The organism is Xanthomonas sp. NCPPB 3218 (assembly GCF_056725185.1).
Genome location: NZ_CM161516.1, coordinates 1,929,940 through 1,950,429 on the forward strand (window position 1 = coordinate 1,929,940; position 20,490 = coordinate 1,950,429).

Here is a 20,490-nt window from a genome sequence, read left to right on the forward strand (position 1 = left end):
GCATGAATCAGATCGTCGTGCACTGTCGCCAGCGCACCGCTTCGTCCACGCCGGGGCGTGGATTGAGTTGCACGCGCACGGTGCGCAGGTAGGGATAGCGCTGCAGTTCGCGGCAGATCAACGGCCACGCCGCCGCATCGTCAACCGAGCGATCCACCGCCAGCGTTGCCTGGGTGATCCAGATGCCGCGCACCAAGCCGGGCGTCTGTGCCAGCGCCTTGGACACCTCGCGCTGATAGCCCTGCATGGTTGCCGCATCCGGTTCGGCATCGCCTGCCAATGGCGTCAGTGCCGGCGGTGCGGTTGATGGTGGCGCGGCCTGCGGCGAGCTCGCGCCCTGCTGTGCAGGTGTTGCAGCGACCGCTGCGGCAGCGCGTGGGGCGGCCACCACCGTTGCCTGCTGCGTGGGCGCAGGTGGCTGCACCGGTTGCAAGGCCAGCACCGCGACCAGCGCCAGGGTCGCCAGCGCTGCACCGGCAATAAGGCTGTGACGGATCGCGCGACGGCGCGCCATGCCGACCACGCCAGTTTCCACATCGCCCGGCAGATACGGTTTGAGCAAGGGCCACAGGCGCACCCCATCCAGCACTTCGATGGACTGCTTCTCGGCGGCCGCCAGGCCTTCGCGTTCCATGCGGCCCTCGGTCACCATCACGCCGCCGCCCGCGCCGGCCAGCCGTGCCATCGCCCCCAGCTCGTTCACCGCTGCCACGCCGATGCGGTAGCCGCGCCCGTGCTTGCAGGCCACCAGGCGCGTGCCGTGCTCGGTCTGCATCATGAAGTCGGCCGTCGGCAGGCCGTCCTGCGGCACCTGCGTGGGTTGCCAGCCGCGTTGCTCCTGCAGCATGCGCTGCACCACGGCGGAAAAGTCGCGCCAGTGCATCGCCGCCAACGCACGCACGCCCTCGCTGGTTTCGTTGGCACGGCGGCGCACCAGCCACACATACGCACACACTCCCAGCCAGAGCAGCAGGGAAGCCACAAGCGCCACAATCCAGGAAGGCATGAGCATCAAGCGAAGGTATGGAACGTATGACGAAGCGGTACGCCTAGAAGAATCTTTCGCCGCAGATTCGTCAATGGATCGCGAGCGGCGATACCACGCACCGTGATCCAGATAGCGAAAGACCCGCCAGTCCGAAGCCGTGAGGGGAGGGGAGCAAACGGACTTCGTAGTGCAGGACTGGCGGGTCCTTCCCGATTGTCTAAAAAATCATGCTGCTTTGCAACATCATCGGGCCGGCTTATTCACCATCGAATGCAGCATTGTTGGGACTGGAGCTGCCGCCGGCCGAGCCCGCGCCGGTGGTGTCGCTGCTGGCGGCCTGTGCTGCCTGATTGGCGGTGCGGTTGGCGCGCTTGGTCGCGGCAGTATTGGCGCGCACCTGGGCCTTGAGCGATTCCACCTCGCGGCGCAGGTTTTCCAGTTCGTCCTGCTCGGGGATGTTGAGCGTGCGCAGCACGCCCTTGACGCGTTCGTCGAAGGCCTTGCCCAGCTTGTCCCAGCCGCGCACGGCAGTGTCGCGTGCCTGTTCGAACTGGGTTTCCACCTCTTCGCGCAGCTCATCGACGCTTTCGGCCGCCTTGCGCTGGCCGCTGCGCTCGTAGGCTGCGCCTTCGCGCACAAGCGAATCGAACAACTTGCCACCCTCGCTCTGCACCCTTCCCAGCGCACCGAGCCCGGCTAGCCACACCGTCTGCGCCGATTCGCCGAGCCGGCGCGAAATCTGTTCTGCCTGCGCCTGGAAGCCGTGCGCGGCATCGTCGCGCTTGCCGTTCTGATCGTATCCGGTCGTCATGGAATGCTCCTGTGGGTTGCCAAAGTGACGTTGCCTTCACCCTAGTCCCGGCACTGCATCGAGCAGGTGAAGCACGTCCAGAGCATCCGCCTGCAATGGGCCGCGCGGGTGACTTGTCGCTGAAGCACCGGTGCGGTCAGGGCATGGCCGGGTGATCAGGCCCGGACCAACGACGCTGCGGCTCAGACGAGTTTTTCGGCCAGCAGGCGACGGATCTCCGATTCCACCATCGGCTGCATCGCCGACAACAGGAAGCCGAGCTCGGCGGTGACATGTACCTGCTGCGGTAGCAGGGTGATCGCCCCATCCACGCCGGCCCGCGCGATGCGCAAGGTATCGCCTTCCCAATGCGAGGCGACGCCATAGCGATCGGTCAACTTGCGCGCCGCCGCGTCGATCGCTGCGCGGGCCTGGGCCGGCGGCAAGGCATGGTCGTGGCGGATATCGATGCTGGACATGGGTTCCATGGGAAAGACGAAAGAAGCGTGCATTGTGCGCATGCGCGGGCCAGGCTCCAAGTGCGGCGCGCGTGTGGCCGAGCAGCGACGCACCTCGGTGCCGTACCTGCGTCGGCCGGACGCAGGTCACATTGTTGGCCGCGGCGCGGGGCAAACCTGCTAGGCTGCGGCGGGTGCGCGATCTGCAAGTTCATTTCACCCACCGGCAGCAGCCGGATCATTCCCTCAAGCCCGGCGTCCACCGGATCGTCCGCCATGCCTCCGGCAGTGTGCGGGTGGTTGCCGATGCGCAGGGGGCGTTGCTGTTGGCGCAGTTCTGCCTGGACCAGCGCGGGCTGTGGCTGCAGGTGGCCAACGGGATCCGCGGCATCCACGTCAACGGACGTCCGGTGCGGCGCATGGCGCTGTTGCGCCCCGGCGATGCGATCTACGCCGACGGCGTGGAGATGCTGCTGCGCAGTGCGCCGTCGAGCGCGCCGGCCAACGACGTTGCGGACGACGATGCCGGCCTGAGCGAGGTCTGCCTGTTGTTGCGCGGGCTGGGCGGCCGCCATCACGGGCGCAGCTTCACCCTGGACCGCTCACGCCTGGTCGGCAGCGACCCGGCGGCGGACATCGTCATCGACGACCCGGCCTTCGCCGCGCAGCACGCGCGCCTGGAACGCCACGGCGACCGCGTGCTGATCCGCGACCTGGGTTCGGAAGAAGGCAGCTGGATCAACGGCGTGCAGGTGCGCGACGGCTGGCTGCAGGCCGGCGACCAGGTCGTGTTCGATGCCCGCCATCGCTTTGTCGTGGAGGTGCCGCGCACCCATCACGGCACCACCTGGGACCTTCCGGAGTCGGAGCCGTTGCCGCCACCACGCGCGCCCGGCGAACCGGCGCGTGCGCCGGTCAAGGTGGCGCGCTGGCCGTGGTTGCTGCTCAGCGCGGTGTTGCTGGCGGCGGCGTTGAGCGCCTTGCTGTGGTTCGGCGCGCGCTGAGTTTCTTCCAGATCCGCCAGCTCAACAGCACCGCCAGAATGCCGGCATATAGCGCCGGTTCGCGGATGTCGGATTTCACCAGCCACCAGAAATGCAGTACCGCCAGCAAGCCGATCGGATAGATCAGCATGTGCAGGCGGCCCCAGTTGCGCTTGAGCCGCCGCATCCAGCCCTGGGTGGAGGTGATCGCCAGCGGCACCAGCAGCAGCCATGCCGCAAAGCCGACCGTGATGTAGGGGCGCTTGAGGATCTCTTCGAAGATCTGCGTCCAGAAGCCGCGCAGATCCAGGCTCAGGTAGGCCGCCAGATGCACGCTGGCGTAGAAGAATGCGTACAGCCCGAGCATGCGCCGGAATCGGATCAGCGTCGCCTGGCCGGTGAGCTGGCGCAGCGGCGTGATCGCCAGGGTGATCAACAGGAAGCGCAGCGCCCACAGCCCGGTGCGGTGCTCGATTTCGGCCACCGGATCGGCGCCCAGCGCATCGCTGCCGGTTTGCCATACCTGCCAGAACTGCCAGCCGAGCAAGGCGATTGGGGTCAGCGCGGCGACATGCACCAGGGTCTTGGCGGCGATCAGGGATGCGGAGGTCTTGGCCATGCGATCTCGAAGAAGGAAGCGATGCCGCGCGGGCATCAACATGCATCGTAGGAGCGCACCCGGGCGCGACGGGCATTCTTGGTAACGCCCGTCGCGCCCGGGTGCGCTCCTACGCGGGGGACATTACTGCCTAGAACCACTTCTTCAGGTCCATCCCCGCGTACAGCGAGGCGACCTGGTCCGCATAGCCGTTGAACGGCTTGGTCGCGATGCGCTCGGCGAACAACTTGCTCGCGGTGCCGGCGATACGGCGCTCGGTCTTCTGGCTCCAGCGTGGGTGATCCACCGCCGGATTGACGTTGGAAAAGAAGCCGTACTCGGACGGCTGCAGATCGTGCCACGCGGTCTCGGGCATCTTTTCGACAAAGCGGATTTCCACGATCGACTTGATGCTCTTGAAGCCGTACTTCCACGGCACCACCAGCCGCAGCGGCGCGCCGTTCTGCTGCGGTAGCGGCTTGCCGTACAGGCCGGTGGCCAGCAGGGTCAGTGGATGCATCGCTTCGTCGATGCGCAGGCCCTCGCGGTACGGCCAGTTGATCGAGCGGTAGCGCACGCCCGGCATCTGCTGCGGATCGGCCAGCGTGGTGAATGCCACGTACTTGGCCTTGGAGGTCGGTGCGAAGCGCTTGAGCACCTCGCCCAGCGGCACGCCCGTCCACGGGATCACCATCGACCAGCCTTCCACACAGCGCAGCCGGTAGATGCGTTCCTCCGCGCTGATGCCCTTGAGCAACTCGTCCAGCGACAGACTGCCGGGCTTTTCGCATTCGCCGCTGACCTTCACCGACCAAGGCGACAGCTTCAGGGTCTTGGCGGCCTTGGACGGGTCGGTCTTGTCGGTGCCGAACTCGTAGAAGTTGTTGTAGCTGGTGACGTCTTCCAGCCGGGTCAGTTCCTCGGCGGTACGGAAGCCGCTGCGCGCCTGCGCCGGGGTCACCACGGTCTTGGGCGGAGGCGGCGGATCGGCCTCGGCGCAGCCGGCCACGCCCAGCGCCGGGGTCAGCGCAAACAGCTGCAGCAGCCGGCGTCGGTCGCGGTAGACGGCCTCATCGGTGATCTCGCTGGACGGCGTCTTCAAGACATCGCGAAGGGACATGGCTCGCTCCTGACAGTGGCTGCTGATGAGAATACCGGACCATGGTGATGACGCTGCCGATGGCCTACGCAAACCATACGTCGCCGTGGGTGAGAAGGATGCACATGCAACTTTTCTGCAACGCTGCCAAGGCCGGTGCGCTGCGGCATACTAGAAGGCTAGCTCGCCAAGGTGTGCCATGACACGCGCGTTCAATTTCAGTGCCGGCCCTGCGACATTGCCGGAATCGGTCCTGCGCCAGGCGCAGGAAGAGATGGTCGAGTGGAACGGCGTCGGCGCCTCGATCGTGGAAATCAGCCACCGCAGCGCCGATTTCATGGCCGTGGCGGCCGCGGCCGAAGCCGATCTGCGCACCCTGTTGTCGATTCCCGACGATTACGCGGTGCTGTTCACTGCCGGTGGCGCCACCACCATCCAGGCGCTGCTGCCGCTGAATTTCGCCGCACCCGGCCAGGCTGCCGACTACGTGATCACCGGCCACTGGGGCAAGACCGCGATCAAGCAGGCGTCCACCTATGTGGATGCGCGCATTGCCGCAGACGGCCAGGCGGGCGGCTTCACCGACATTCCGCCGGTGGCCAGCTGGACCTTGTCGCCGCACTCGGCCTACGTGCACATCACCGCCAACGAAACCATCCACGGCGTCGAGTTCCGCGACACCCCGGCAGTGGGTACCTTGCCGCTGTTTGCCGATTTCAGTTCGTCGATCGCCTCCGAGCCGCTGGATGTGTCGCGCTACGGGCTGATCTATGCCGGCGCGCAGAAGAATCTGGGCCCGGTCGGCATCTCGGTGCTGATCGTGCGGCGCGACCTGCTCGAACGCGCCGGCCAGCCGCGCGCGGACATCTTCAACTACGCCTCGCATGCCGCCCGCGATTCGATGCTCAACACGCCGCCGACCTGGAACTGGTATCTGCTCGGACTCACCGTGAAGTGGATGCTGGAGCAGGGCGGGGTGGACGAGTTCGCCCGCCGCAACGCCGAAAAGGCCGCGCTGGTGTATGGCGCGATCGACGGCTCCGGCGGGTTCTATCGCAACCTGGTCAAGCCGGCAGTGCGCTCGCGCATGAACATCCCGTTCTTCCTGGCCGACGAGCAGCTGGATGCGTTGTTCGTCAGCGAATCCAAGGCGGCCGGGCTGCTGGCGCTGAAGGGGCACAAGGCGGTCGGCGGCATTCGCGCGTCCTTGTACAACGCGATGCCGGTGGCGGGCGCGCAGGCGCTGGCGAGCTTCATGCACGACTTCCAGCAGCGTCACGGCTGAGTCTTTCATTCGACCGCGGCGCATGCCGCGCAGGCGCATGCGCCGCAATTTCAAGGAATGCCGAGCGATGGCTCCCAAGTCCAGCAAGCCCAGTGCCGCCACCGGCGGCAAGACCAAGCCGGCAGGCAAGTCCGCCGCCAAGTCCGCGGCCAACGCCTCAGACAAGCGCGCGACCAAGCCGGCCACCGCTGCGCCGGTGCTGGCCGACGTGCGCGCCAAGATCGACGAGATCGACCGCACCATCCAGGCGTTGATCGCCGAACGCGCCAACTTCGCCCATCAGGTCGGCAAGGCCAAGGGCAAGCTCGCCGCAGCGGTGGATTACTACCGGCCCGAGCGCGAGGCGCAGGTACTGCGCATGGTGGTGGACCGCAACGAAGGCCCGCTCAGCGATGAAGTGCTGGTGCACGTGTACCGCGAAATCATGTCCGCGTGCCTGGCCCAGCAGGAGCCGTTGAAGATCGGCTATCTCGGCCCGGAAGGCACCTTCAGCCAGCAGGCGGTGCTCAAGCACTTCGGCCGTTCGGCAGTTGGCCTGCCGATGGCGACCATCGAGGAAGTGTTCCAGGAAGTGGAAGCCGGCAATGCCGATTTCGGCGTGGTGCCGGTGGAAAATTCCGGCCAGGGCACCATCCAGGTCACCCTGGACATGTTCCTGACTTCCAACCTGAAAATCTGCGGCGAAGTCGAACTGCGCGTGCACCAGTACCTGCTCTCGCGCAACGGCCGGCTGGAAGACATCGAGCGCATCTACGCGCATTCGCAGTCGTTTGCGCAGACCGCCGGTTGGCTGCGTTCGCACCTGCCCAAGGTCGAGAAGATCGCCGTCTCCAGCAATGCCGAAGGCGCACGCCGCGCCCGCAATGCCGAGGATGCCGCGGCGATCGGCGGCGAGAGCGCCGCGCATGTGTATGGCTTGAAGAAAGTCATCATGAAGTCGATCGAAGACGACGACGACAACACCACGCGTTTTCTGGTGATCGGCCGGCAGATCTTCCCCACCTCCGGGCATGACCGCACCTCGGTGCTGGTGTTCATCCACGACAAGCCGGGTGCGTTGTTCGACGTGCTCAGTCCGTTCGCGCGGCATGGCATCAGCATGAACCGCATCGAGTCGCGTCCCTCGCACCAGGCCAAGTGGGAATACGGCTTCTTCATCGACCTGGCCGGCCACGTGGAAGACGAGGCGATGAAGCAGGCGCTGGCCGAACTGGAAGCGCACTCGGCGCAGATCAAAGTGCTGGGCTCGTATCCGGTCGCCATTCCCTGAGCGCCGGGCGTCACGCCAGCGCCGTCCTGACGGGCGCGCCGTCACCGGCCGAGGTGACGGCAGCGCCACGACACTTTTCAACGCGCATCGCCGCACAGGGCGATGCCGCAGCAATCGGATCACACGCATGAGCAGCAGCACGCACCACTGGATCGCCCGGCAGGGCAGCGCATTGCAGGGCAGCCTGGCCATTCCCGGCGACAAGTCGGTCTCGCATCGCGCGGTGATGTTCGCCGCGCTGGCCGATGGCGTCTCGCAGATCGACGGCTTTCTCGAAGGCGAAGACACGCGCTCTACCGCGGCCATTTTCGCCCAGCTCGGTGTGCGCATCGACACGCCGTCGGCATCGCAGCGCATCGTGCACGGCGTCGGCGTGGATGGCCTGCAGCCGCCCAGCCAGGCGCTGGACTGTGGCAACGCCGGCACCGGCATGCGTCTGCTTGCCGGCCTGCTGGCCGCGCAGCGTTTCGATAGCGAGTTGGTCGGCGATGCGTCGCTGTCCAAGCGCCCGATGCGGCGCGTGACCGGCCCGCTGGCACAGATGGGCGCGCGCATCGACACCGAAGACGACGGCACCCCGCCGCTGCGTGTGCACGGCGGCCAGGCCTTGCATGGCATCGACTTCGTCTCGCCGGTGGCCAGTGCGCAGGTCAAATCCGCGGTGTTGCTGGCAGGCCTGTATGCGCAGGGAGAGACGTCGGTCAGCGAGCCGCATCCCACCCGCGATTACACCGAGCGCATGTTGTCCGCGTTTGGCGTTGAGATCGATTTCTCGCCCGGCAAGGCGCGGTTGCGCGGTGGTCAGCGTCTGCGCGCCACCGATATCGCGGTGCCTGCCGATTTCTCGTCGGCGGCGTTCTTCATCGTGGCAGCCAGCATCATTCCCGGTTCGGACGTGCTGCTGCGTGCGGTGGGCCTGAATCCACGTCGCACCGGGTTGCTGGCGGCACTGCGGCTGATGGGCGCGAATATCGCCGAAGAACGTCATGCCGAACATGGCGGCGAGCCGGTGGCCGATCTGCGCGTGCGCTATGCACCGCTGCAGGGCGCGCAGATTCCTGAAGCGCTGGTGCCGGACATGATCGACGAATTCCCGGCGCTGTTTGTGGCCGCCGCTGCCGCAACCGGGCAGACGGTGGTCACCGGCGCTGCCGAACTGCGGGTCAAGGAGTCCGACCGCCTTGCAGCCATGGCCACCGGGCTGCGCGCGCTGGGCGTGCGTGTGGACGAAACCCCGGATGGCGCCACCATTCACGGCGGCAGCATCGGCAGCGGCGTGATCGAAAGCCACGGCGACCACCGCATCGCGATGGCGTTTGCCATTGCCGGGCAGCTGTCCACCGGCAGCGTGCGGGTCAATGACGTGGCCAATGTCGCAACCTCGTTCCCGGGCTTCGACAGCCTGGCGCGGGGCGCCGGTTTCGGGCTTGAAACGGCCTGAGTAGTGAAACGGCTTCAGTAGGAAAGGCGGGCAGTTGTCTTGCTGGTTGAGGACTGCTCTTCGGATGAGGAGCGGTCGACCAAAGGCGTCGTAACGCCTGTCAGTCAACGCTTGGATACCGTATTACAGCCAGCACGGCGCCACTGCGATCCGACTTGGTTGATGATCCCGCTCAGTGCTCGGCGGTGAACTCCACCGGCACCTGCACGCTGCTGACGACGGCGTGGCCATCGCGGGTGGCTGGCTCGAAACGCCACTGACGCAAGCTGTCCATCACCGCTGCATCCAGGCGCGGGTCATTGCTGCCGCTGCGATCGACGATGCTCACATCGCTCACCCGGCCTTGCACGTCCAGCTGCAGTCGCGCGGTGCGGCTGCCTGCGATCCCGGCCTGCGCAATGTCCGACGGGTAGCGCGGCACCGCATTGCCCGGCAGCGGAATCGCTTCTTGGGTGCTGATCACCGCGCGCGCGGGTTGGTGCGCGATCATGGTCATCGCACGCGGACCCTCCGAGGTCGGCAGGATCTGGCGACTGGCCGCAGGCGCGGGGCGCGTGTCGGTCGCAAACGATTCGTCGCTATGGCGGGCCCACCACCAGGTCGGCACCACCACCAGCAACGCCAGCAGGGTCGCCCACAGCCATGGCGAGGCGCCGTCGGCCGTGTCGTCGCCCACGCGGTCTTGCGCATGCACGGGGCGCTGCGGCAGTGCCTGGGTAGGGTGTGACGAAGGATTGGAGATGAAGGACATGGCCGGCCTCCTGGCGCATCTTTGGGATGACGTGGCCAGTCTGGTCGGCCTTGCCTGAGGGCCAGCTAAGGCAGGGCGCTCAGGAAGGTTTAAACGGCGGTAGACATTCAGCTTGGTCAAGCCGAGTCGGGGTCTGGTTCGCCCCGCCTTGTCCGGTTAACGCGCAGTGGTGTTCGTCGATTGCGGCAGTCTGGCCGCCGTCGTGTGCGGTGCGCACGACGCGGCGTATCGGCGGGGCTTACTGCGCCGGCTTGAACTCGAACGGGATATCCAGACTGCCGGCAATCGGCTGGCCGTTGCGCTGCGCCGGATGGAAGCGCCAGTGACGCACCGCTTCCATCGCGGCGCGGTCCAGATCGCGCGAGCCGCTGCGTTGCACCAGCGTCACCCCGCCCGGATTGCCCGCCGCGTCCACGTCCACCCGCACCACCACATCGCCGGCATCGCCGCGACGCAGGGCAGCCGCGGGGTAGCGCGGCGGCGGCATCTGGCCCTGCATCGGCACCGGGCGATCTCCGCCTGCAGCCGCCGCGGTGTTTGCCGGTGCTGCGCCCGGCGCGCCGGGAACCGCGTCCTCCGGCAAGGGCGTCGGCGCGGGCGGGGCTGGCGGTGCGGTTTCCACCAGTGTCGGGGTTTCTTCCGGTGGTTTGGCCTGTGGCATGTCGCTGGCGCCGTCCTGGGCCGGCAGCGGCGCGGGCAGCGGCTGGATGTTGTCGTCGGCCTGCGCACCCGCAGCCGGTTGCGCCGGCGAGGCCTTGTAGAAGTCGTCCTTGCGGCCGGTGGCCCACACCAGCAGGAACAGCAGCAGGCCGGCAACGAAGGCGATACCGGCAATTTTCAGGGTGTGGCGGGGCAGTCGCAGGACAATCTGCCGATCGGACGCAGGGCGGGGCGCGGGCATAGGGCTCACCTGAAGGATCGAGCCAATTCTGGCATAGCGGCGGTGAATCGATCGCAGCAGGTGGCGGAACAGGCGATAATCTCGCGCTTCCTACCGACACACAGACTCCCGATGCTAGATCCGGCCCTGCTTCGCCAACATCCCGCCGACCTTGCCGAGCGCCTGCGCAGCACGCGCAGTTTCTCCCTGGACACCGCGGAACTGGAGTCGCTGGAAAGCGAGCGCAAGCGCATCCAGGTGCGCACGCAGGAGCTGCAGAGTCAGCGCAACTCCAAGTCCAAGGCGATCGGGCAGGCCAAGGCCAAGGGCGAGGATGTCACTGCGCTGATGGCCGAAGTGGCCGGTTTCGGCGATGAGCTCAAGGCCTCCGAAGACGCGTTGGAGGTGATTCGCGCCAAGCTGGAGACCATCGCGCTGGGCCTGCCCAATCTGCCGGCCGACGACGTGCCGCAGGGCAAGGACGAGGGCGAGAATGTCGAGCAGTCGCGCTGGGGCACGCCGCGCCAGTTCGACTTCCCGGTCAAAGACCATGTGGAACTCGGTGCACCGCACGGCTGGTTGGACGGCGAGACTGCCGCCAAGCTGTCGGGTGCGCGTTTCACTGTGCTGCGCGGGCCGGTCGCGCGGCTGCACCGCGCGCTGGCGCAATTCATGCTCGACCTGCATGTCGGCGAGCATGGCTATGAAGAAACCAACGTGCCGCTGCTGGTCAATGCCGAGTCGATGCGCGGCACCGGGCAACTGCCCAAATTCGAGGACGACCTGTTTCAGACCGAAGTGGGCGAGTCGCGCCGCTATCTGATCCCCACCTCGGAAGTGCCGCTGACCAATATCGTGCGCGACGAAATCGTCGATGCCGAGCGTCTGCCATTGCGCATGACCGCGCACTCGATGTGCTTCCGTGCCGAAGCCGGCAGCGGCGGCCGCGACACGCGCGGCATGATCCGCCAGCACCAGTTCGAAAAAGTCGAACTGGTCACCGCCTGCGCGCCGGAACACAGCGATGCCGAGCATCAGCGCATGACCCGCTGCGCCGAAGTGGTGCTGGAAAAACTCGGCCTGCCGTATCGCAAGGTGCTGCTGTGCACCGGCGACATGGGCTTCTCGGCGATCAAGACCTACGATCTGGAGGTGTGGCTGCCGTCGCAGGACACCTATCGCGAGATTTCGTCGTGCTCGAACTGCGGCGATTTCCAGGCGCGGCGCATGCAGGCGCGCTGGCGCAACCCAGCCAGCGGCAAGCCGGAGCTGCTGCACACGCTCAACGGCTCCGGCACCGCCGTGGGCCGCGCGATGATCGCGGTGATGGAGAACTACCAGAACGCCGACGGCTCGATCGATGTGCCCGAGGTGCTGCGTCCGTATATGGGTGGGCTCGAGCGGATCGGATAAGAGCGGCCGAGGCACCCGCTGCGCGGTGTGCAGACGGGCGCGGCCGATGCCTGGAATGGGCGTGCATCTTCATGCTCGATGTCGGGCGGGCAGGCAGCCTCGACTGGCAACTGCCAGCTCCGGCTCGCTCGTCAGCCTTGTTGAGCGCCGTTGCTGGCGCGGCCGCTCAGCTACCCAAGTTGCGGTGGCGTAGCTGTTAGACATATTGATCAGGAACGGGGCCATCATTGGCCCCGTTTGCATTTTCATGGTGCACGGCCTGTTGCGGCGCCTGGAAGACCCCGGCGGATCTAGCGAGCGCTACCTGCCGACATCTGTGCCGGGTGCTGGGCGTTGCCTTGGTAAAAAGAGGAAGCTCCGTGCGCAAGAGTTCGATGGTCTGGCTGCAAGGAACTACATTTCTGATGTATCAGGTCGTTGCTCTGCTGGAATAAAGGTGATTAAATGTCACTTATCGTTCTATCCATGGATGCCTGCGCCATGCACGACCTGAATGACCTGTACTACTTCGCGATGGTGGTGGACCACGGCGGCTTTGCCGCGGCCGAGCGTGCGCTCGGGATCCCCAAGTCGCGCCTGAGCCGCCGTATCAGCCAGCTCGAAACGGATCTTGGCGTGCGCCTGCTGCAGCGCTCCACGCGCCGCTTTGCGGTCACTGACGTCGGCACCAGCGTGCATCGGCACGCGCAGACCATGCTGGCCGAAGCCCAGGCCGCGCGCGAGGTGGTGGATCGTCTCAGTGCCGAGCCGCGCGGTCTTGTACGTGTGAGCGTTCCGGTCTCGCTGGCGCAGATCCAGCTGCCCAAGCTGTTGCCGGAATTCCTGGCCAAGTACCCCAAGGTGCGGCTGCAGCTCAACATCAGCAATCGCCGCGTCGACGTCATCAACGAGGGCTACGACATCGCGCTGCGCGTGCGATCGCGCCTGGACGACGACGGCAGCCTGGTGATGCGCAGCTTTGGCCAGGTGCAGGAGTTGCTGGTGGCCAGCCCCAAATACCTGGACCGCGCCGGGCGTCCGAAGGACCCGAGCGAGCTGGCCAACCACACCACCATGAGCACCAGCGAAGACGAAGCGCACCAGCGCTGGGAACTGCACGGCCCCAATGGCGAGATGCGCCGCGTGGACCTGCAGCCGCGTCTGGCCGGCTTCGATTTCCCGCTGCTGCAGTCGATGGCGCGCGATGGCTTCGGCATCACCATGCTGCCGGAAACCGTGTGCGCCCAGGCAGTGCGCAGCGGCGAACTGGAAGTGGTGCTGCCGCACTGGTCGCTGCCGCAAGGCATCTGCCACGCGGTGTTCGCCTCGCGCCGCGGGCTGCTGCCGGCGGTGCGGGTGTTCATCGACTTCCTGGCCGAGCACCTGCCGCAGGAAATCGAACGTTCGCGCCTGGATTGCGGCGGCAACTGCGCCGAGCTGGCCGAAAAGCTCAAGCGTGCGGCCGCGACCGCACCGCGCCTGGCCGTGGCAGAAGCCGGCTGAGCGCTTTGCCTGTTCGTGGCTGAAGCCGGCCAAGCGCTGCGCCTGGTCGTCGAGGTCCTGGTTGTCGACGTCGGCACATCAGCGCTGCGCCGCCTGGCAGGGCCGCGTCGTCGGGAACGCTGCGTACCCGGCAAGCGGAACCCCTTTGCAAAGCCTGGCAGCTCGGCAAGACGCAGCGCTTAGCAAAGCGCGTCCGGGCATGCGAGAATGCGCGCCCGGGAGCAATCCCGGGTCGATGGCAGCGCGCAATGCGGCGTCCATCGACAGGCGTCACCCGCATCGCGCGTGGCGCAAGTGTGATCACCCGGCGCCTTCGGCGGTCACGCAAAGCAGCATCGGAGAGATGGCCGAGCGGTTTAAGGCACCGGTCTTGAAAACCGGCGAAGGGTCAAACCTTCCGTGGGTTCGAATCCCACTCTCTCCGCCATACGTCGCTGGAGCACTAAGGCGCCCGATTTTTTCAAGACCCGCCGATTCGTCCCATCGCCTGTCCCATACTTGGCGCCGCGGTCCGTTCGTTCATCGCGGTTACTGAGTGGTCGAGCCGTGGACAGCCGGAGGGTTTCTTCATGGCACTGCGGTGTGTTGATGCCTGCTCGCGTGTGTTGGGGCTTGAAGTGTGTGTCATCCGATCGCCGGGCGGCGATCAGCGACGTTCATGCCAATCGTATTAATCAGGCGCGGGGCAGCCGCCAACCGATGCGGCCAACGCGTGTGCAAATCTCTGCCGTCTGTCTCGGCGCAGCAGCTGATTTATGGCCATCATCTGCTCGCCGTCCCCGCGATCGCTGCGGCCGTTGCTGGGTAGCGCCGGGACGGCCTTTCCACTCGGTCAAATTCGCCATGGGGACTTCCAATGTCTGCTCGACATCATCGTCTGCGTCGCATCTTTCGCATGATTTCGGCGCTCGCGCTTTGCCTGGTGCTGCCTGCAGCACCGGCTGCTGCGGCTGACAGCATTCCGCCCGGGGATTGGCGCGGAATCCTGTCCACCCGCGGCGGCACCGGGCCGGTTTATGTCGTTCTGAGAGCGCGTGCAGCAGGAGCCGATGGCATGCAGGGTGCGGACCTGCGATTCGGGCCCCCGTTCAATTGCGCACTGGAGCTGCGTGCGCAAGCAGACGATTACGCGCTGCAGTCGCGCAATGGTGGCAAGTTCTGTGATGCGCTCTCCGGCGGGCGTGCCCAGCTCCAGGCAGCGGATGGGATGGCATCAGGCATTCAGCTCACGCTGCTGGGTCGCGAGGCGCCGCTTGTCATTGCCCTGGACCAGAAGGCCGATGCAGCGTTGACCGAAGCAGGGCGCTGGCGCTCAAACGGCCTGACGTCGGCGCAGCTGGATCTGGTGGCGACGGCGGTCCGGCCGGGTGATGTGGTCGGTCGCCTGCGCTATGGCGCTCCTCGGGACTGCCAAGTGGAATTGCGCTATGCCGGGCATGAGGCAGGTGCTTTGACTGCCTGGATCGGTGCCAACGATAGAGGCTACTGCCGGGGGCTCAGCGACAGCCAAGCCAGGATGCAGATGCGTCCGGATGGCAGCGCCGTGCTTTCGCTGCTCTTGCATGGTCAACGCGATATGGTGTCGTTTGAGCGAGTGCCCTGACCTCGGTGCAGGTGCAGGTGCAGGCTGCCAGTGCGACAACACCGCCGTCTTTCAAACGGTGATTACTGTGTGTTGGTGTGCTGATGGGAGTTAAGCCTTGCGGCAGCGAACGAGGAAAAACATCAGGGGCGTGGCCTGGCTATAAATTGTTCATGAAATGAGCAAGATCAGCCGCCTGCGAGGACTGCCGCGGGTTTCTCCAACGAAGCGGTAGCTTCGACCAGAAAAGCGAAAGGAATGCCGGGCGTAGGCTGCATCGCCCGTCTATTAGCCATTGCCATTGCAACGGCAGGCCAGAGTAGGCGTGCGGCCCTCGACAAGTGGCTGCCTACGGCTTCGACGGAGCGTAAACAGCGGGTGGAGCACATTGGCCTGACCAGCCATAAAGCCAGGAACCTCATGAACGCGCCCGTCGAATACCGCCCCGATCTGGAAACGCCCAGCGTCAGTGAACAGGAAACCATTCGTTCCCTGGAAGCGCTGTTCGTCGACATGGCAACGACGGTGGCGGAAAAGGAAGGGCATGCGCACCGCGCAGTCCATGCGAAAGGGCAGGGCCTGTTCACCGCCAGGCTCAGCGTATTCAACGATCTGCCCGAAGAGCTGCGACAAGGCCTGTTCGCAGGGCCTGGGCAATACGATGCTTACATTCGCCTGTCATCGCCACCTGCAGAACAACTGAGCGATGCTGTGTCGACTCCGCGTGCCCTGGCCTTGAAGGTGTTGGGCGTCAGCGGCGAGCGCGTCGAGGGCGGAGACGAGAAGCACAGCCAGGATTTCTTGATGGTCAATGGCCCTTCCTTCACCACCCCCGGTCCCGACGGGTTCTTGCGTAACTTCCGCGTGCTGGCGACGACCACGGAAAAGGCGCCGGGCGCCAAGGCGGCACTTTCGAAAGTGCTTCGGGGTGTCGAGCACACGCTTGAAAAGATCGGCGGGGGAAGCGGCAGCGTCAAGCAGATGGGCGGACAGCCGCAGGTTCATCCGCTGGGCGAGACGTTTTTCTCGCAGGTGCCGTATCTCTACGGGCGTTACATCGCCAAGTTCTCGCTGGCGCCGGTGTCCAGCAATCTCGTTGAACTCGATGGGCAGGAAGTTGGCGACTCCCCGGATGCGCAGCGCGAGGCCGTCCATCACGCCATCAGCACCCTGGACAGCCCGGCCGAGTGGGAGCTGCGCGTGCAGCTGTGCCGGGACGTGGAAAAGATGCCGGTCGAGGATGCGTCGATAGAATGGCCGCAATCCATCAGCCCCTTTGTGGCAGTCGCGCGCGTGGTGGTCGAGCGCCAGGCCGGTTGGGACGGAGAGAACTCGCAGCAGCTGGAAGACCGTATCGCCTTCTCGCCGTGGCATGCCTTGGCCGCGCACCGGCCGCTGGGCGCCATCAACCGGGCGCGCCGTATCGTGATGGCAGCCTCGCGCCGATTCCGCTCCGAGTTCAATCGCTGCCCGATCCATGAGCCGACTGGCGTCTAGCCGTCCTCGCTGCTTGCCTTGTGTCATGCAGTCTCTCTGCATCCGCGGGCCGGAGTGCTCCGGATCGCAGCTGCCAGGCAAAGATTTTGAGAAGTCGTTGAGCGACTGCGGCGACCGGCTTGGCATGACAGGGTGACCGCCGCCGCGCTTGGCAAGGAGGAGCAGACAGCGGGCTCGATCCATCAAGGCTGCTGCTCTTGCTTAGCTGAATGCTCGACTCGCCCAGAGTGGTGGATAGGGAAAGGAATATCAAGAACGGCCGATCGCTGCCGCTAGGGACGCATCCCCAACGCAAGCAGCAGAGGCCGCTATGTTTTTCTCCGACAGCCACAAGGTGGACGCACTGACCAAAGCGGTTGATGCCACGTTGAAAGGTGGCAGTGCGCAGTGGCCCAACAACGGATCGGCTCTGCTGCTCAAGAAGATGGCTGAGCGTTTGTATGCGGCCCAGCAGGAGCGTGACCTGGCTAAGGCCGAGGCGGAAGACGCGACCACCGCGTTGCGCCATCTGGAGGGCCGTTTCGATCTGGTCGCCAGTGGTACGACCGACGGGCTCTGGGATATTGGTGTCATTGCCGGGGATCCCGACCACCCCGACAGCCCGGTGTGGTGGTCGCCGCAGATGCGCCGGCTACTGGGCTTTGCCTCTGAACAGGACTTTCCCAATGTTCTGGACAGCTGGGTCGCATGCCTGCACCCGGATGACAAGCAGCCGACGCTAGATGCCTTTGCGGCGCACCTTGCCGATCGCAGCGGTCGAACCCCTTACGACGTGGAAAACCGCCTGCGTCTGAAGTCCGGAGAATATCGCTGGTTCCGCGCATTTGGCACTACCGAGCGCGATGCACAGGGCTTGCCACTCCGGGTGGCGGGTTCGCTCACCGACATCACCGAGCGTCGCGAGCGGGAGCAGTTCCTCGACATCACGCTGACGCGCTTCGAGCTCGGCTCACAGATGCTCAGCGACGGCTTGTGGGACATGAGCGTGATCGCGGGTGACCCGATCAATCCGAACAACGAGTTCTGGTGGTCGCAGCAGTTCCGCCATCTGCTCGGCTTCGAGTCCGAGCAGGACTTCCCCAACGTGCTCGATAGCTGGGCGTCACGGCTGCACCCGGAAGACAAGGAGCGTTCTTTGAACGCATTCGCGGCGCATTTGAACGACCGCAGTGGCCGCACCAACTTCGATATCGAGTATCGCCTGCAGCTCAAGAACGGCCAGTACCGCTGGTTCCGCGCACGCGGCCTGACCAAGCGCGCTGCCGACGGCACGCCGTTGCGCGCGGTTGGAGCATTGATGGACGTGGAAGCCGGGCGTCAGCTGGGCGAGGTGGCAAATACGCTCAGCAGTGCGGCAGGTGACATCGTGCGCAGCAACGATGACCTGTCGCGGCGCACGGAGCAGCAGGCGGCGGCGCTCGAGGAGACTGCAAGCTCCATGGAGGAGATGACCAGCATCGTTCGCAAGAACGCCGAAGGTGCGCGTCAGGCCAATTCGCTGGCGAGCAAGGCCGCAGAGACCGCGTTGCATGGCGGTGAGCTGGTCAATGGTGTCGTCAGCACCATGGCGGCAATCCAGGCGTCGTCGCGGAAGATCGGCGAAATCATCACCGTCATCGATGGCATCGCGTTCCAGACCAATATCCTTGCCTTGAACGCGGCCGTGGAAGCGGCGCGGGCTGGCGAGCAGGGACGTGGCTTTGCGGTCGTTGCGTCCGAGGTGCGCAGCCTCGCGCAGCGCTGCACCATGGCGGCCAAGGAGATCCGCGACCTGATCGCCGATTCGGGTGCGAAGGTGGGTCAGGGCGCGGAGCAGGTCAACGTGGCGGGTAAGGCCATGGAAGAACTGCTTTCCTCGGTGCGGCAGGTCAACGACATCATGAGCGGCATTGCCGCGGCCAGTCACGAGCAGAGCGCTGGCATCGAGCAGATCAACCAAACCATCTCGCAGATGGATGCAGCGACCCAGCAAAACTCCGCTCTTGTTGACACCATGGCATCATCGGCCCGCGCACTTGAGGATCAGGCGACGGCGTTGGTGGAGAGTGTTGCCAACAGCTCACGCAGCGCCTCCGGCAAGACGAAGCTCGCATTGGCTGCATAACGCGTGTAGCCAGTGCCGCCCTGTGACCTGGTAATGCCGGGAAGCAGGGCGGTGCACTGGAAACCAGAATGCGTTCAATGGCTTTTCTACGCTCGGCCTGAAAAGGCGCCCGGTCTAGGCCGATCGCCTGAAATGTTTCATCGGGCAGGTGCGGTGTCGATGCGTGCGCCGGTCGCGAATGAGGCTCTCTGGATTTTTCCGTCGACCACCTCGTAGAGGCATAGCATCTCAACAAGGCCGATCCCGTCAGGAAAGTTGCGGGTGATGCGCTCTGCGTCGGCGACGATGTTGCCGACGACGGTCCGCGACAACAGCTGCGCATGCAGGTCCGGCTCCTGAAAGCGGGCCAGAAACCGCTCGCGAAGCATGGCATGTCCCTTGGCCAGCTGTGGTCCGTGCAAGGTGTAATGCTCGGCATCGTCAGCATAGGTGGCCAGCAAGGCGTCGATATCCTTGGCGTTGTAGGCATCCAGCTGCGCTTGAACGATCGAGAGCACGCTATCGGTGGTCATGTCTGGACAATCTGCTCATGCAGCGGAGGACAAGGCGCTATCGTCCAGCATCCGTGGATGACGTGACAAGGATTTGCTGGCAGTGAGGCACACCGAAGCAAGCGGTTCCTGGTAGGTACTTGCTAGTACCAACCCAGATACAGCGTCGCAATGCCCCAGGTATCGATCAAGCCATGCGCCAGGATCATCGCCCAGAGGTTGCGTCGTGATCGCAGGTAGACATAGCCGAACAACGCGCCGACAAGCCCGGTCAGCAGCACCCCAGAGATGCCTTGGGTCAGGTGCATCGCGCCAAACAGGGCTCCCCCTGCCACTGCCGCCATCACGCGTCCGCCACGATAGTGGCCCAGCAGGTGATCGAGGTGGTGCATCAGGAACGCACGGAAGACCAGTTCCTCGCCAAGCGCCGCGCTGAGCCAGGCGCCGCCTGCCAGGTGGGCGGCCGCGTTGACGTTGCCAAGCAGTGCGCCGTAGCCGCTGTAGTCGGCCTTGGTCCCGGTCAGCGCATCGATCAGCGGTTGCACGAACGGATTGATGACGCCGATGACCAGCGCGAGCAGCAGCAGTGTCCAGCCTAACCAGGCGCGAGACGGCTGAGGCTTTAATCCGCAGGCACTCAGCGAGCGCGTTTCCAGCCAGACCAAGGCAATCCCTAAAATGCCGACAAGCGGCATCCGCCAGGGAAACTGCACCCAGCGGTAGTGCGCCAGTGCGAGGATGACAGCGATCGCTGCGATGCGTGCCAGAGGATGTCCCAGTACAGGAATGCCCGGGCGGGGATGTGCGCTTGAGGAGCCTTGTTGAAACATGCTGGACGAAGGGTCGAGTAGGTGCTCGAACGGTAACCACGAGAGTGACAAGCGTCCTGTGCCAGAGGGCATGGGTTGCTGACTGCGACGAGGGAAAGACATGCGCTGTTTCAGGCGCTCGACCGTGATCCGCCAATTGAAGTGAGGCCGGCCGATGTCGCCGTGTGCGGTGAAGACGCTGCTGGCAGCGCCTGGATTTCAACCTTCATTGCTGGCAGGTTTGCATTGAGTTCAAGCAAGGTCTGCATCAGCACAGCGTTTCAGTTGGCAGCTGCTCCATGCTCTCATTTCATTTTCTGGTGGTGGCTGGGGATTCGTTTCAGGTTGGACTGCACATCGCTTCGAAGTGACGATGTCCTTGGTGCCTTCGCCATCCGGCTTGAGCTGCCTGATCACAGCTTGAGCATTGATTGCTGGGCTCAACGTCAGCTGGTATCGATCATCGACCAACCAGCGTGGTTTCGTCCTGGCATGCATCTCTTCAAGCCATGGTTCTACGTTGCAGAAACTAGGTTAGCTAGTGGTGACCGCTGACGTCTGTCACGCAG

Annotated in this window: 19 protein-coding genes and 1 tRNA gene; 11 read left to right on the plus strand and 9 right to left on the minus strand. The window is 65.1% G+C overall.

Features of this window, described 5'->3' with window-relative positions; translation table 11 throughout:
• Positions 1–7: 7 nt before the first annotated feature.
• The 3 genes from AC1PLS_RS08570 to AC1PLS_RS08580 all read right to left on the minus strand — a co-directional run bounded on the left by AC1PLS_RS08570 (position 8) and on the right by AC1PLS_RS08580 (position 2,257).
• The gene (locus AC1PLS_RS08570) at positions 8–1,012 is read right to left on the minus strand and encodes a restriction endonuclease (protein ID WP_184434196.1); all 1,005 of its coding nucleotides are present in this window, start codon (positions 1,010–1,012) and stop codon (positions 8–10) included.
• A gap of 232 nt (positions 1,013–1,244) precedes the next feature.
• Positions 1,245–1,799 (minus strand): phasin family protein, encoded by a 555-nt coding sequence (locus AC1PLS_RS08575; RefSeq protein ID WP_166771186.1) that lies wholly within the window; start codon positions 1,797–1,799, stop codon positions 1,245–1,247.
• A gap of 182 nt (positions 1,800–1,981) precedes the next feature.
• A complete protein-coding gene (locus AC1PLS_RS08580) occupies positions 1,982–2,257 on the minus strand; it encodes a polyhydroxyalkanoic acid system family protein (RefSeq protein ID WP_054592843.1) in 276 nt (91 codons plus the stop codon).
• A 173-nt stretch (positions 2,258–2,430) separates the two neighbouring features.
• Between AC1PLS_RS08580 and AC1PLS_RS08585 the strand changes: the two genes are divergently transcribed.
• A complete protein-coding gene (locus AC1PLS_RS08585) occupies positions 2,431–3,240 on the plus strand; it encodes an FHA domain-containing protein (RefSeq protein WP_065032371.1) in 810 nt (269 codons plus the stop codon).
• On the opposite strand, the gene msrQ is transcribed toward AC1PLS_RS08585, so the two are convergent.
• Both msrQ and msrP read right to left on the minus strand, forming a co-directional pair.
• The gene (gene msrQ / locus AC1PLS_RS08590; RefSeq protein WP_102256259.1) at positions 3,182–3,838 is read right to left on the minus strand and encodes a protein-methionine-sulfoxide reductase heme-binding subunit MsrQ; all 657 of its coding nucleotides are present in this window, start codon (positions 3,836–3,838) and stop codon (positions 3,182–3,184) included. The two genes, AC1PLS_RS08585 and msrQ, sit on opposite strands and share 59 nt — an antisense overlap.
• 130 nt (positions 3,839–3,968) lie before the next feature.
• On the minus strand, positions 3,969–4,937 hold the full coding sequence (gene msrP, locus AC1PLS_RS08595; protein WP_024940184.1) for a protein-methionine-sulfoxide reductase catalytic subunit MsrP: 969 nt from the start codon (positions 4,935–4,937) through the stop codon (positions 3,969–3,971).
• A gap of 178 nt (positions 4,938–5,115) precedes the next feature.
• Here msrP and serC point away from each other — a divergent pair, with 178 nt between their 5' ends.
• The 3 genes from serC to aroA all read left to right on the plus strand — a co-directional run bounded on the left by serC (position 5,116) and on the right by aroA (position 8,912).
• Positions 5,116–6,201 (plus strand): phosphoserine transaminase, encoded by a 1,086-nt coding sequence (gene serC, locus AC1PLS_RS08600; RefSeq protein WP_184434198.1) that lies wholly within the window; start codon positions 5,116–5,118, stop codon positions 6,199–6,201.
• A gap of 67 nt (positions 6,202–6,268) precedes the next feature.
• A complete protein-coding gene (pheA, locus tag AC1PLS_RS08605) occupies positions 6,269–7,471 on the plus strand; it encodes a prephenate dehydratase (protein ID WP_054592844.1) in 1,203 nt (400 codons plus the stop codon).
• 127 nt (positions 7,472–7,598) lie between these two features.
• Positions 7,599–8,912 carry a 3-phosphoshikimate 1-carboxyvinyltransferase gene (aroA, locus tag AC1PLS_RS08610; protein WP_179464895.1) on the plus strand — a complete coding sequence of 438 codons (1,314 nt, stop codon included), beginning with the start codon at positions 7,599–7,601 and terminating at the stop codon, positions 8,910–8,912.
• A gap of 172 nt (positions 8,913–9,084) precedes the next feature.
• On the opposite strand, the gene AC1PLS_RS08615 is transcribed toward aroA, so the two are convergent.
• Positions 9,085–9,552: an energy transducer TonB gene (locus AC1PLS_RS08615; RefSeq protein ID WP_481104483.1), complete on the minus strand. Its 468-nt coding sequence runs from the start codon at positions 9,550–9,552 to the stop codon at positions 9,085–9,087.
• Between the two features lie 349 nt (positions 9,553–9,901).
• The gene (locus tag AC1PLS_RS08620; protein WP_161961181.1) at positions 9,902–10,564 is read right to left on the minus strand and encodes an energy transducer TonB; all 663 of its coding nucleotides are present in this window, start codon (positions 10,562–10,564) and stop codon (positions 9,902–9,904) included.
• Between the two features lie 111 nt (positions 10,565–10,675).
• Here AC1PLS_RS08620 and serS point away from each other — a divergent pair, with 111 nt between their 5' ends.
• The 6 genes from serS (at position 10,676) to AC1PLS_RS08650 (ending at position 18,621) form a co-directional block, all read left to right on the plus strand.
• Positions 10,676–11,956 (plus strand): serine--tRNA ligase, encoded by a 1,281-nt coding sequence (gene serS, locus AC1PLS_RS08625; protein ID WP_349777894.1) that lies wholly within the window; start codon positions 10,676–10,678, stop codon positions 11,954–11,956.
• 465 nt (positions 11,957–12,421) lie between these two features.
• Positions 12,422–13,438, plus strand: coding sequence for a LysR family transcriptional regulator (locus AC1PLS_RS08630; protein ID WP_016903391.1), 1,017 nt, complete (start codon positions 12,422–12,424; stop codon positions 13,436–13,438).
• 337 nt (positions 13,439–13,775) lie between these two features.
• A tRNA-Ser gene (locus AC1PLS_RS08635) sits at positions 13,776–13,865 on the plus strand.
• Between the two features lie 429 nt (positions 13,866–14,294).
• A complete protein-coding gene (locus AC1PLS_RS08640; protein ID WP_184517070.1) occupies positions 14,295–15,041 on the plus strand; it encodes a hypothetical protein in 747 nt (248 codons plus the stop codon).
• A 399-nt stretch (positions 15,042–15,440) separates the two neighbouring features.
• Positions 15,441–16,517 carry a catalase family protein gene (locus AC1PLS_RS08645; RefSeq protein ID WP_481104388.1) on the plus strand — a complete coding sequence of 359 codons (1,077 nt, stop codon included), beginning with the start codon at positions 15,441–15,443 and terminating at the stop codon, positions 16,515–16,517.
• Between the two features lie 310 nt (positions 16,518–16,827).
• Positions 16,828–18,621: a methyl-accepting chemotaxis protein gene (locus tag AC1PLS_RS08650; protein ID WP_184517077.1), complete on the plus strand. Its 1,794-nt coding sequence runs from the start codon at positions 16,828–16,830 to the stop codon at positions 18,619–18,621.
• A gap of 137 nt (positions 18,622–18,758) precedes the next feature.
• Here the strand turns inward: AC1PLS_RS08650 and AC1PLS_RS08655 are convergent, their stop codons facing one another.
• Together AC1PLS_RS08655 and AC1PLS_RS08660 are read right to left on the minus strand one after the other, a co-directional pair.
• Positions 18,759–19,133, minus strand: coding sequence for a nuclear transport factor 2 family protein (locus tag AC1PLS_RS08655; protein WP_104575139.1), 375 nt, complete (start codon positions 19,131–19,133; stop codon positions 18,759–18,761).
• Positions 19,134–19,255: 122 nt separating this feature from the next.
• Positions 19,256–19,807: a CPBP family intramembrane glutamic endopeptidase gene (locus AC1PLS_RS08660; protein WP_081008628.1), complete on the minus strand. Its 552-nt coding sequence runs from the start codon at positions 19,805–19,807 to the stop codon at positions 19,256–19,258.
• Between the two features lie 210 nt (positions 19,808–20,017).
• Between AC1PLS_RS08660 and AC1PLS_RS08665 the strand changes: the two genes are divergently transcribed.
• Complete coding sequence (locus tag AC1PLS_RS08665) at positions 20,018–20,476, plus strand: hypothetical protein (protein ID WP_152971757.1); 459 nt, start codon at positions 20,018–20,020, stop codon at positions 20,474–20,476.
• Positions 20,477–20,490: the final 14 nt, after the last annotated feature.